The 12,351-nt window shown below is 67.1% G+C and carries 10 protein-coding genes; 7 read left to right on the top strand and 3 right to left on the bottom strand.

Translation table 11 applies throughout. The annotated features are described in order from the left end of the window. Positions 1–57: 57 nt before the first annotated feature. From FHW81_RS09695 to rpmE, 3 genes are read right to left on the bottom strand one after another with little or no spacing between them, the layout of a single operon-like run. Positions 58–1,497 (bottom strand): M48 family metalloprotease, encoded by a 1,440-nt coding sequence (locus FHW81_RS09695; protein WP_003095844.1) that lies wholly within the window; start codon positions 1,495–1,497, stop codon positions 58–60. Continuing rightward, complete coding sequence (locus FHW81_RS09690) at positions 1,494–2,261, bottom strand: thermonuclease family protein (protein WP_003103280.1); 768 nt, start codon at positions 2,259–2,261, stop codon at positions 1,494–1,496. Before FHW81_RS09690 ends, FHW81_RS09695 begins: the two co-directional genes overlap by 4 nt. Before the next feature lie 59 nt (positions 2,262–2,320). Further along, positions 2,321–2,536, bottom strand: coding sequence for a 50S ribosomal protein L31 (rpmE, locus tag FHW81_RS09685; protein ID WP_003095846.1), 216 nt, complete (start codon positions 2,534–2,536; stop codon positions 2,321–2,323). Positions 2,537–2,711: 175 nt separating this feature from the next. Here rpmE and FHW81_RS09680 point away from each other — a divergent pair, with 175 nt between their 5' ends. The 7 genes from FHW81_RS09680 (at position 2,712) to phaC (ending at position 12,262) form a co-directional block, all read left to right on the top strand. Continuing rightward, on the top strand, positions 2,712–4,931 hold the full coding sequence (locus tag FHW81_RS09680; protein ID WP_003103282.1) for a primosomal protein N': 2,220 nt from the start codon (positions 2,712–2,714) through the stop codon (positions 4,929–4,931). A gap of 249 nt (positions 4,932–5,180) precedes the next feature. Next, a complete protein-coding gene (gene argS, locus FHW81_RS09675; protein ID WP_003135774.1) occupies positions 5,181–6,944 on the top strand; it encodes an arginine--tRNA ligase in 1,764 nt (587 codons plus the stop codon). Between the two features lie 34 nt (positions 6,945–6,978). Further along, positions 6,979–7,674 carry an SPOR domain-containing protein gene (locus FHW81_RS09670; RefSeq protein ID WP_003095850.1) on the top strand — a complete coding sequence of 232 codons (696 nt, stop codon included), beginning with the start codon at positions 6,979–6,981 and terminating at the stop codon, positions 7,672–7,674. Positions 7,675–7,792: 118 nt separating this feature from the next. Beyond that, positions 7,793–8,326 carry an ATP-dependent protease subunit HslV gene (hslV, locus tag FHW81_RS09665; protein WP_003095852.1) on the top strand — a complete coding sequence of 178 codons (534 nt, stop codon included), beginning with the start codon at positions 7,793–7,795 and terminating at the stop codon, positions 8,324–8,326. 28 nt (positions 8,327–8,354) lie between these two features. Next, a complete protein-coding gene (gene hslU, locus FHW81_RS09660; RefSeq protein WP_003095854.1) occupies positions 8,355–9,698 on the top strand; it encodes an ATP-dependent protease ATPase subunit HslU in 1,344 nt (447 codons plus the stop codon). A 94-nt stretch (positions 9,699–9,792) separates the two neighbouring features. Next, a complete protein-coding gene (locus FHW81_RS09655) occupies positions 9,793–10,164 on the top strand; it encodes a gamma-butyrobetaine hydroxylase-like domain-containing protein (RefSeq protein WP_003095857.1) in 372 nt (123 codons plus the stop codon). 418 nt (positions 10,165–10,582) lie between these two features. Beyond that, complete coding sequence (phaC, locus tag FHW81_RS09650) at positions 10,583–12,262, top strand: class II poly(R)-hydroxyalkanoic acid synthase (protein WP_003161244.1); 1,680 nt, start codon at positions 10,583–10,585, stop codon at positions 12,260–12,262. Positions 12,263–12,351: the final 89 nt, after the last annotated feature.

Below are 12,351 nucleotides of genomic sequence, written 5' to 3'. Positions count from 1 at the left end.
AGCATACGCAAGAAGACGACGCCCCACAAGATCGTCAGGACCCGGCTGTCAAGACCTCTAGCGTACGACTTTAAGCCAATCGCCCGGACGGGGTTCACCGCTCGGATAAAGGTCATTCAGCAGACGCAGACGAGCCACGGAGTCACTCAATGACCCCTCGCCGCCAGCCGCCAATTGCTCCAGCGTCTGCCCCGCCTTGACCTGCACCAGATGCAGGCGTCGCGGCTGCGCCAGGGCCCGCTCCTTGTCGCGCAGCGGACGGAAGCTGCGGATCACGCTGAGGAAGCGGTCGTCCTGGGTCTCCAGGGAACCGACCTTGACCACGCCGACGAACAGGTAGGCGCGGTCGCCCTGGTAGATCACAGCAACCCGTCGCGCCGGGTTGCCTGGCACCACCGCCGTGTAGCCGTTCAGCCCGGCCTGCTTCAGCGACTCTTCCTGGGCCAGCCGTTGCCCGGCGTTCTTGCGCAGGAACTCCGCGGGCGTCAGGCGGGAATCATGGGGCACCAGCTTCATGCCGATGAACGACTGCTCGTCCGCCGGATAGCCAAGCAGGGCACTGGGCTGGTTGAGGATCTTCCAGCCCGCCGGATAGCTCAGGGTGAAGTCCAGCTCGGCATGGTAGAAGTTCTGCCCGCGACGCACCCCGGCCGATGCCGAGTCGCCGAACGGCATGCCTTCCAGATGGCGAAGAAAGACCTCGCGCCCCACTTCCTGCTGTCCGTTGGCCAGTTGCCGGGCCGGGCCGACCACTTCCTGCAGACGCCGGTCGTTGTCCGGATGGGTATCGAACAACCCGTGGTAGCCGCCGGCCTGTACCGCCTGGCCATTGCGCGCAGCCTCTTCGCGAGCGAAGTCCTCCTGGTTCTTCAGCACCCGCACCACCTGGATCATCGCCGTCGGATCGTAGCCGGCGCGGGCCAGGTACTGAGCGCCGAGACCATCGGCTTCCAGTTCCATGTCACGCCCGTAGCCGCGGACGAAGGCCGTGCCGAGCACGTTGGCCAGGTCGCCGGCGGCACCGACCCCGGTGCCGATCGCCACCGCCTGGCCAAGGATGTTCCAGGCGCTGGCCTGGCTCTGCTGGCGCACGCTGTGGCGCGCCGTGACGTGGCCGACCTCATGACCGAGCACCGCGGCCAGTTCGGCCTCGGAGCCAAGGTAGGCGATCAGTCCGCGATGGATATAGATGTAGCCGCCCGGCAGGGCGAAGGCGTTGATGTCCGGCGAATCGATGACGGTGAAATGATATTGCAGATTGCTGCGGTGGCTGCTGCGGGCGACCCGCTCGCCTACCCGTTGCACGTAGGCCTGGAGCTTTTCATCGTTGTAGCGGGGGAACTGCTTGAGGATTTCCTGGTTGTAGCGAGCGCCCATGCCTAGTTCCTGCTGCTCGCTCATCATCACGAAATCGCTCTTGCCGGTGGCCGGGTTCACCGCGCAGCCGCCCAGCGCGCCGACTCCCAGCAACAGCAGCAGGAGCCAGGCGGTCTTCATGGCAACCATTCCAGCATCGCCGGATCGGTCACCGACATCTGCCAGCGCGCCTTGCCGGCCGGCACAGCGCCACGGCGGGAACGATCGACCACCCAGCCACGCACTTCCAGCGAACGTCCCGCCATCTGCATCACCCGTTTCGCATCGAACGCCTTGAGCACCTTCGGCTCGATCCGCAGGACCAGCGGACCGTCCATCTCCAGCCAGATACCGCCCCGGTTGCGTTCGACCTCGAGCACCCGCCCGCGGACCACGGCGAAGCCGCTCTGCGCCAGTCGATCGAGCGAAAGCACCGGCGAACGCTTCCATACACCCAGATTAGCCGAACGCGCTGCACGTTCCGCCGCTTGCTGACAGGCCGTCAGCTCGGTGTTCGGCGCGACCGCCACCAGGTAGCCCAGGCCCTCGCCGAGCAGGCGCGCCTCGAGGTTGGCGCCGCTGGCATCGAACAGGTGCGCCAGGGTCCGCCCGTAGTGATCGCGGGCCTGGCGGCCCGGCTGCAGGGCGAGACGCCCGTCGCTGGCCGATACCAGCGCCTGCAGTCGCTGCTTCGCGGCTTCGGCGAAGGGCTCGGTGGTGCGACCGTTGTGCGCCAGCTCAGGCGCGTTGATACCGATCAGCCGCACGCTGCGGCCATCGCGCAGGCGCACGGTATCGCCGTCCACCACCCGCGCCACCTCGACGTTCTGCAAGGCGCCGGTAGGCCGGCAGGCCTCCGCCGCACCGGCGAAGGCGGAAACCACGGACATGAAAAAGGCGCCCACCAGGGACGCCTTTCTCGGTACAGCGACAAGTAGCATTGCGCGCGTTCGCGGCAAGCGGCTTACTTGGTGGCGCCGAATACGCCGAAACGCTGCTTGAAGCGGTCGATACGGCCGCCGGTGTCCAGCACCTTCTGCTTGCCGGTGTAGAACGGGTGGCATTCGGAGCACACGTCCAGGTGGATCGGCTTGCACAGGGTGGAACGGGTCTTGATGACGTTACCGCAGCTGCAGGTAGCTTCGATAGCTTCGTAAGTCGGATGGATGTCCGCTTTCATGATTCAATCCTCGAGGCGTTGTGTGCCGCCACCCAGCGCGTTTACCAGGCACCGCACGTAATTAAGGGCGTGGATCATACCAGACCGATTCATCTATGCAAGCGACCCCGCCCGCCGGTCGTCTGCTAACATCGCCGGCCCAGTCCTCGTTTCCTTCATCCCCGGAAGCCGCTGAGTGTCAGACCTGATCCTACGCCTAGCCCTGCCTTCGCCACTCCGCCGCCTGTTCGACTACCGCGCGCCCCGCGGCATTCCGCGCAGCGCCCTACAGCCGGGGATTCGCCTGCTGCTGCCGTTCGGGCGCCGGGAGCTGGTTGGCGTTCTGATAGAGGTGACGGACCGTTCCGAAGTACCCGAAGACAAGCTCAAGCCTGCCCTCAGGGTACTCGACGCCAAGCCGCCGATGCCGGCGCACCTGCTCGAACTCTGTCGCTGGACCGCCCAGTACTACCAGCACAGCCTCGGCGACACCCTGTCCTGGGCGCTGCCCAACCTGTTGCGCCAGGGCGAGCCGGCCGAGGCGCGCCAGCAGCGCTTCTGGCATGCCACCGCGCAATCCAGCCTCGACGATCCGCGCCTGGCCCGGGCGCCGCGCCAGCGCCAGGCCCTGGCGATTCTCAAGCAGCATCCGCACGGGGTGTCCCATGAGTTGCTGAACCAGTTGCAGATAAACAAGGACAGCCTCGACCTGCTCAAGGAAAAAGGCTTGGTCGAACTGGAGGTGCGGCGCCACAGCACCCCGCCGCGCGAAGGCGGCTGGCTGGCCCAGGCGGAGTTGCCGCTGAACCCCGAGCAGCGCGCCGCCTTCGAGGCGGTTCGCGCCAGCCACGGCGGTTTCCATTGCTTCCTGCTGGCCGGGGTCACCGGCAGCGGCAAGACCGAGGTCTACCTGCAACTGATCCGCGAAACCCTGGCCGCAGGCCGCCAGGCCCTGGTGCTGATTCCCGAGATCAACCTGGGGCCGCAGACCCTGGCGCGTTTCGAACGCCGCTTCAACGCGCGCATCGCCCTGCTGCATTCGGCCCTGACCGACCGCGAGCGCCTCGACGCCTGGCTCGCCGCCCGGGATGGCGAGGCCGACATCGTCATCGGCACCCGCTCGGCACTGTTCACGCCGCTGAAGCGGCCGGGACTGATCATCGTCGACGAGGAACACGACGCCTCCTATAAACAGCAGGACGGACTGCGCTACCACGCCCGCGACCTGGCACTGGTACGCGCACGCCTGGAGAACGTGCCGATCCTGCTCGGTTCGGCCACGCCCGCCCTGGAAAGCCTGCACAACGCCCAGGCCGGCCGCTACGGCCTGCTGCGCCTGACCCAGCGCGCCGGTGGCGCGCACCCGCCGAAGTTCATCCGCCTCGACGTGAAGAGCATGCCGCTCGACGCCGGCCTTTCCCGCCCGCTGCAACAGGCCATCGGCGATACCCTGGCGGCCGGCCAGCAGGTCCTGGTGTTCCTCAACCGCCGCGGCTTCGCTCCGACCCTGCTTTGCCACGACTGCGGCTGGATCAGCCAATGCCCGCGCTGCGACGCGCGGATGACCGTGCACCAGGGCAGCGGCGAGTTGCGCTGCCACCACTGCGACCACCGCCAGCGGCCGCCGATGAACTGCCCGCAGTGCGGCAAGCTCGACCTGCGTCCGGTAGGCGCCGGCACCGAGCGCGCCGAGGAACGCCTGCGGATTCTCTTCCCGAACCATCCGGTGCTGCGCATCGACCGCGACAGCACCTCGCGCAAGCACGCCATGCGCGACCTCTTCGCCACCATCAACAGCGGTGAGCCATGCATCCTGGTCGGCACCCAGATGCTCGCCAAGGGGCACCACTTCCCACGGGTCACCCTGGTGGCGATCCTCGATGCCGATGGCGGCCTGTTTTCCGCCGACTTCCGCGCCAGCGAACGCATGGCCCAGCAGATCGTCCAGGTCGCCGGCCGCGCAGGACGCGCCGAGGAGCCCGGACGGGTACTGATCCAGACCCACCTGGCCGATCACCCGCTGCTGGTCCAGCTCACCGAGGACGGCTACTTCGCCTTTGCCGAACAGGCCCTCAGCGAACGCCGCGCCGCCGGCCTGCCGCCCTTCGCCCACCTCGCCCTGCTGCGCGCCGAAGCGCACAAGCCGGGCCAGGCGGAAGCCTTCCTCGACAGCGCCTGCAGTGCCGCCGAGCAATTGCTCGAGCAGATGGGCGGACCGGAGGTGGAACTGCTCGGGCCGGTGCCCGCGCCCATGGAGCGGCGTGCCGGCAAGCACCGCGCGCAACTGCTGCTGCAGTGCATGAGCCGGGCGCCGCTGCATCGCCTGCTGACGCCCTGGCTGCAGAGCCTCGAACAGTTGCCCGGCGGGCGCCAGGTGCGCTGGTCGCTCGATATCGATCCGATCGACCTGTTCTGAGCGCCTTCCAGGAAGACGCCCCGCTTGACTGGGGTCAGCCGGAATCCGCGATGTCCGGCGCAAACTGTCGGCTAATCGCCGCAACGGTTGGCAACGCCTGTCCGCCCACGGATAATGCGCGGTTCTGAGCCTCGACCGGCCACCCCGCGCACATCGCGGGGAGTGAACTTCGGAGCGCCGCATCCGCCGGCCCTTCCCCTGCCCGACCGTCGCGCGCCGCCCCTCTGCCCGCGAGCACGGAGAAAAACGATGAAAGACACGATTCGCCAGCTGATCCAGCAAGCCCTCGACCAACTGACCGCGGACGGCACCCTGCCCGCCGGCCTGACCCCGGACATCCAGGTGGAGAACACCAAGGACCGTAGCCACGGCGATTTCGCCAGCAACATCGCCATGATGCTGGCCAAGCCGGCCGGGATGAAGCCGCGCGACCTGGCCGCCAGGCTGGTCGAGGCAATCCCCGCCCACGAGCAACTGGCCAAGGTGGAGATCGCCGGCCCCGGCTTCCTCAACTTCTTCCAGGATCACGTCTGGCTCGCCGCCAGCCTCGACCGCGCACTCGCCGACGAACGTCTCGGCGTGCGCAAGGCAGGCCCGGCGCAGCGCGTGGTGATCGACCTGTCCTCGCCGAACCTGGCCAAGGAGATGCACGTCGGCCACCTGCGTTCGACCATCATCGGCGACGCCGTCGCGCGCGTCCTCGAGTTCCTCGGCGACACGGTGATCCGGCAGAACCATGTCGGCGACTGGGGCACCCAGTTCGGCATGCTGCTCGCCTACCTGGAAGAGCAACCGGTCGACGCCGAGGCCGAGCTGCACGACCTGGAGGTCTTCTACCGCGCGGCGAAGAAACGCTTCGACGAGTCTCCCGAATTCGCCGACCGCGCCCGCGAACTGGTAGTCAAGCTGCAGGCCGGCGACCCCGACTGCCTGCGCCTGTGGACCCGCTTCAACGAGATTTCCCTGTCGCACTGCCAGAAGGTCTACGACCGTCTCGGCGTGAAGCTGAGCATGGCCGACGTCATGGGCGAGAGCGCCTACAACGACGACCTCGCCCAGGTGGTCGCCGACCTGACCGCCAAGGGCCTGCTCACCGAAGACAACGGCGCGTTGTGCGTCTTCCTCGAAGAGTTCAGGAACGCCGAGGGCAATCCGCTCCCGGTGATCGTGCAGAAGGCCGGCGGCGGCTACCTCTACGCCACCACCGACCTCGCCGCCATGCGTTATCGGCACAACGTGCTGCACGCCGACCGCGTGCTGTACTTCGTCGACCAGCGCCAGGCCCTGCACTTCCAGCAGGTCTTCGAAGTGGCGCGGCGCGCCGGTTTCGTTCCGGCCGGCATGGAGCTGGAGCATATGGGCTTCGGCACCATGAACGGCGCCGACGGCCGTCCGTTCAAGACCCGCGACGGCGGTACGGTGAAGCTGATCGACCTGCTGGAAGAGGCCGAGAGCCGCGCCTATGCGCTGGTCAAGGAACGCAACGAGCAGCGCGCCGAGCGTGGCGAGGAGCCGTTCGACGAGGTCCAGCTGCGCGAGATCGGCCGGGTGGTGGGGATCGACTCGGTGAAGTACGCCGACCTGTCCAAGCACCGCACCAGCGACTACAGCTTCAACTTCGAACTGATGCTGAGCTTCGAAGGCAACACCGCACCCTACCTGCTCTACGCCTGCACCCGCGTGGCCAGCGTCTTCCGCAAGCTCGGCCAGGGCCGCGAGCAACTGGGCGGGAAGATCGTCCTCGAGCAGCCCCAGGAGCTGGCCCTGGCCGCACAGCTGGCGCAGTTCGGCGACCTGATCAACAACGTCGCGCTCAAGGGCGTGCCGCACCTGCTCTGCGCCTACCTGTACGAGTTGGCCGGGCTGTTCTCCAGCTTCTACGAGCATTGCCCGATCCTCACCGCCGAGGACCCGGCGCAGAAGGACAGCCGCCTGCGTCTCGCCGCGCTGACCGGCCGTACCCTGGAACAGGGCCTGGAGCTGCTCGGTCTGAAGACTCTGGAACGCATGTAATCGAACCCGCCCGAACAGGAGTCCGGGAACCCCCATGGCAAAGAAGAAACCCGCCCCCAAGCGCGGCGCCAGCCGCTACCAGGCGCCCGCCGCGAAGAACGGCGTTCCCGGCTGGGTCTGGCTGGTCGCCGGCCTGGCCATCGGCGGCTTCATCATGTTCCTGATGAAGCTCGAACCCGGGCGCAAGGACGTCCAGCGCGAACGCCCGGACGCCCAGCGCCCGGCCGCCGTGCAGGGCAAGCAGCCGCAGCAGAACGGCCAGGCCCAGCAGCCCGCGCAAACGCAGACGCCGGCCCAGGCCAAGCCGAAGTACGAGTTCTACACCCTGCTGCCGGAGTCCGAGGTCGTGGTGCCGCCGGAAGCGGTACCGGAGAAGGCCCCGCCGCCGCCCACCCCCGCCGAACTGGCCAAGGCCGACGAAGCGCGGGCCAAGGCCGCACTCGCCGGGCAGGTGCCACCGCCGCTGCCGAAAGCGGTGGTCGCCGCCAGCACGCAGTTCTTCCTGCAGGCCGGCTCGTTCCGCAAGCAGTCCGACGCCGACCGCGTGCGCGCGCAGATCATCCTGCTCGGGCAGTCGGTGAACGTCGAGGCCGGCAACGTCCGCGACGAGACCTGGTACCGGGTGATGGTCGGCCCGTTCAACAGCCGCGACCAGTTGTCCCAGGCGCAGAAGACACTGTCCTCCAACGGCTTCAGCAACCTGCTGTTACAGCAACGCAAGGCCCGCTGAACGCGGGCCACGCCGTGCGTTCCGACGCACGGCGGTGCGTGCGGTTGAAAAGCCGCGGATCGCCCCTATATCTCCCAGCATTCCGGGCATTCGGCCCCGCAGTGTGGAGATTTCCCCCTTGACCACCATCGTATCTGTCCGCCGCAACGGCAAAGTCGTCATGGGCGGCGACGGCCAGGTTTCCCTGGGCAACACCGTGATGAAAGGCAACGCCAAGAAGGTCCGGCGCCTGTATCACGGTCAGGTACTGGCCGGTTTCGCCGGCGCCACCGCCGATGCCTTCACCCTGTTCGAGCGCTTCGAGCAGCAACTGGAGAAACACCAGGGGCACCTGGTCCGCGCCGCCGTCGAACTGGCCAAGGACTGGCGCACCGACCGCTCCCTGAGCCGCCTCGAAGCCATGCTCGCGGTCGCCAACAAGGATGCCTCGCTGATCATCACCGGCAACGGCGACGTGGTCGAACCCGAACACGGCCTGATCGCCATGGGCTCCGGCGGCGGCTTCGCCCAGGCCGCGGCCCTGGCCCTACTGCAGCACAACGCCGAGCTGAGCGCTCGGGAAGTCGCCGAGACCGCGCTGAACATCGCCGGCTCGATCTGCGTCTTCACCAACCAGAACCTGACCATCGAGGAGCTGGACAGCGCCGTCTGAAGCGCTCGTCCCCCGCTGGAGTAAACGAATGTCCATGACGCCCCGCGAGATCGTCCACGAACTCAACCGCCACATCATCGGCCAGGACGACGCCAAGCGCGCCGTCGCCATCGCCCTGCGCAACCGCTGGCGACGCATGCAACTGCCGGCCGAGCTGCGCGCCGAGGTAACACCGAAGAACATCCTCATGATCGGCCCCACCGGCGTCGGCAAGACCGAGATCGCCCGCCGCCTGGCGCGCCTGGCGAACGCGCCGTTCATCAAGGTCGAGGCGACCAAGTTCACCGAGGTCGGCTATGTCGGACGCGACGTCGAATCGATCATCCGCGATCTCGCCGACGCCGCGGTGAAGATGCTCCGCGAACAGGAGATCCAGAAGGTCAAGTATCGCGCCGAGGACGCCGCCGAAGAGCGCATCCTCGATGCCCTGCTGCCGGCCGCGCGTCCCGCCATGGGCTTCGGCGACGAGCCGGCACGCGAGGACAGCAACACCCGCCAGCTGTTCCGCAAGCGCCTGCGCGAAGGCCAGCTGGACGACAAGGAAATCGACATCGAGGTGGCCGACAACCCGGCCGGCGTGGAGATCATGGCCCCGCCCGGCATGGAGGAGATGACCAACCAGTTGCAGAACCTGTTCTCCGGCATGAGCAAGGGCAAGAAGAAGACCCGCAAGCTGAAGGTCGCCGAGGCCCTGAAGCTGATCCGCGACGAAGAGGCGGTGCGCCTGGTCAACGAGGAAGAGCTCAAGGCACGCGCCCTGGAGGCGGTCGAGCAGCACGGCATCGTCTTCATCGACGAGATCGACAAGATCGCCAAGCGCGCCAACGCCGGCGGCGCCGACGTCTCCCGCGAGGGCGTACAGCGCGACCTGCTGCCGCTGATCGAGGGCTGCACGGTGAACACCAAGCTGGGCATGGTCAAGACCGACCACATCCTGTTCATCGCCTCCGGCGCCTTCCACCTGAGCAAGCCGAGCGACCTGGTTCCCGAGCTGCAGGGCCGCCTGCCGATCCGCGTGGAGCTCAAGGCCCTCAGTCCGAACGATTTCGAGCGCATCCTCACCGAGCCGCATGCCTCGCTCACCGAGCAGTACCGCGAGCTGCTGAAGACCGAGGGGCTGGCCATCGAGTTCGCCGAGGACGGCATCAAGCGCCTTGCCGAGATCGCCTGGCAGGTCAACGAGAAGACCGAGAACATCGGTGCCCGCCGCCTGCATACGCTGCTCGAGCGGCTGCTGGAAGAGGTCTCGTTCAGCGCCGCCGACCTGGCCAGCGAGCATAGCGACAAGCCGATCCTGATCGATGCCGGCTACGTCAACAGCCACCTCGGCGAGCTGGCCGAGGACGAGGACCTGTCCCGCTACATCCTTTGACCACCGCCGCCGCCACGGCCAACACCGTGGCGGCGGGCCGCGCGGTCCCGAACCGGGGTATCCTTGTACTCCGCCCTTCCGCGAGTCCGATGCGATGCGTATCCCTTCCGCCATCCAGCTGCACAAAGCCTCGAAGACCCTGACCCTGCGCTACGGCGAGGATAGCTACGACCTGCCTGCCGAGTTCCTCCGCGTGCATTCGCCCTCGGCCGAGGTCCAGGGCCACGGCAACCCGGTATTGCAGTACGGCAAGCTGAACGTCGGCCTGGTCGGCGTCGAACCCGCCGGCCAGTACGCACTTAAGCTGAGCTTCGACGACGGCCACGACAGCGGCCTGTTCACCTGGGACTACCTGTACGAGCTGGCGACCCGCAAGGACCAGCTATGGGCCGACTACCTGGCGGAGCTGGCCAGCGCCGGCAAGTCGCGCGACCCCGACGAGTCGGTCGTCAAGCTGATGCTCTGAAGCGCCGGGCCGAGTGCCCCTTCGCGGCACACGGCATCCAGGCGATTTTTCCCCGCTGCCCCGAACGAGGGCACGTCATTTGCAACATTCGCCCCGCAGACTGCCAGACCAGACATCCGGTCGGCGCGGTCGCCACGGCGAATGTCCTACCCTGCACGGCAGCAACGCTCTAGTCCGCAGGTCGGCCGCTCGCCGGGCCAGCCACGCCGGCCACCGATGCTTCTGCCAGCTTGCACGCCAGCGGAAACTCGCGTAACCAAGACGGTGCAGCCCCTTGTCCGGGTTCCCTTCCCTGACGTGCGTCCGCCCCGCCCTGAAACGTGCGGGTGGGCTGGTAGTCGAGCAGTAGCCGGCCGGACACCTGGTCCCCGGTTTCGTTGCGGTCCCCTGTTTCGCCTCGAACAATGGAGCGTTGCCGATGAGTCAGAAGAACAATAACGAGCTTCCCAAGCAAGCCGCGGAAAACACGCTGAACCTGAATCCGGTGATCGGCATCCGGGGCAAGGACCTGCTCACCTCCGCGCGCATGGTCCTGCTCCAGGCGGTGCGCCAGCCGCTGCACAGCGCCAGGCACGTGGCGCATTTCAGCCTGGAGCTGAAGAACGTCCTGCTCGGCCAGTCGGAGCTACGCCCAGGCGATGACGACCGACGCTTTTCCGATCCGGCCTGGAGCCAGAATCCACTGTACAAGCGCTACATGCAGACCTACCTGGCCTGGCGCAAGGAGCTGCACAGCTGGATCAGCCACAGCGACCTGTCGCCGCAGGACATCAGTCGTGGCCAGTTCGTCATCAACCTGCTGACCGAGGCGATGTCGCCGACCAACAGCCTGAGCAACCCGGCGGCGGTCAAGCGCTTCTTCGAGACCGGCGGCAAGAGCCTGCTGGACGGCCTCGGCCACCTGGCCAAGGACCTGGTGAACAACGGCGGGATGCCGAGCCAGGTGGACATGGACGCCTTCGAGGTGGGCAAGAACCTGGCCACCACCGAGGGCGCCGTGGTGTTCCGCAACGACGTGCTGGAACTGATCCAGTACCGGCCGATCACCGAGTCGGTGCACGAACGCCCGCTGCTGGTGGTGCCGCCGCAGATCAACAAGTTCTACGTCTTCGACCTGTCGCCGGACAAGAGCCTGGCGCGCTTCTGCCTGCGCAACGGCGTGCAGACCTTCATCGTCAGCTGGCGCAACCCGACCAAGTCGCAGCGCGAATGGGGCCTGACCACCTATATCGAGGCGCTCAAGGAGGCCATCGAGGTAGTCCTGTCGATCACCGGCAGCAAGGACCTCAACCTCCTCGGCGCCTGCTCCGGCGGGATCACCACCGCGACCCTGGTCGGCCACTACGTGGCCAGCGGCGAGAAGAAGGTCAACGCCTTCACCCAACTGGTCAGCGTGCTCGACTTCGAACTGAATACCCAGGTCGCGCTGTTCGCCGACGAGAAGACTCTGGAGGCCGCCAAGCGTCGTTCCTACCAGTCCGGCGTGCTGGAGGGCAAGGACATGGCCAAGGTGTTCGCCTGGATGCGCCCCAACGACCTGATCTGGAACTACTGGGTCAACAACTACCTGCTCGGCAACCAGCCGCCGGCGTTCGACATCCTCTACTGGAACAACGACACCACGCGCCTGCCCGCCGCGCTGCACGGCGAGTTCGTCGAACTGTTCAAGAGCAACCCGCTGAACCGCCCCGGCGCCCTGGAGGTCTCCGGCACGCCCATCGACCTGAAGCAGGTGACTTGCGACTTCTACTGTGTCGCCGGTCTGAACGACCACATCACCCCCTGGGAGTCGTGCTACAAGTCGGCCAGGCTGCTGGGTGGCAAGTGCGAGTTCATCCTCTCCAACAGCGGTCACATCCAGAGCATCCTCAACCCACCGGGTAACCCCAAGGCACGCTTCATGACCAATCCGGAACTGCCCGCCGAGCCCAAGGCCTGGCTGGAACAGGCCGGCAAGCACGCCGACTCGTGGTGGTTGCACTGGCAGCAATGGCTGGCCGAACGCTCCGGCAAGACCCGCAAGGCGCCCGCCAACCTGGGCAACAAGACCTATCCGGCCGGCGAAGCCGCGCCCGGAACCTACGTGCATGAACGATGAAAAGCGACCAGCCTGAAGAACAGCCGCAGGAGCGATCCGCGGCCTCCGCCGACGAAACCCCGCCAGCGCCTCCGGCGCGGCCCCGTGCC

It is taken from the genome of Pseudomonas sp. RC10-4-2 (assembly GCF_050433085.1).
Lineage (GTDB): Bacteria > Pseudomonadota > Gammaproteobacteria > Pseudomonadales > Pseudomonadaceae > Pseudomonas > Pseudomonas aeruginosa.
Note: the sequence above shows the minus strand (reverse complement) of the source record. Positions and strands in the feature narration are given on the sequence as shown.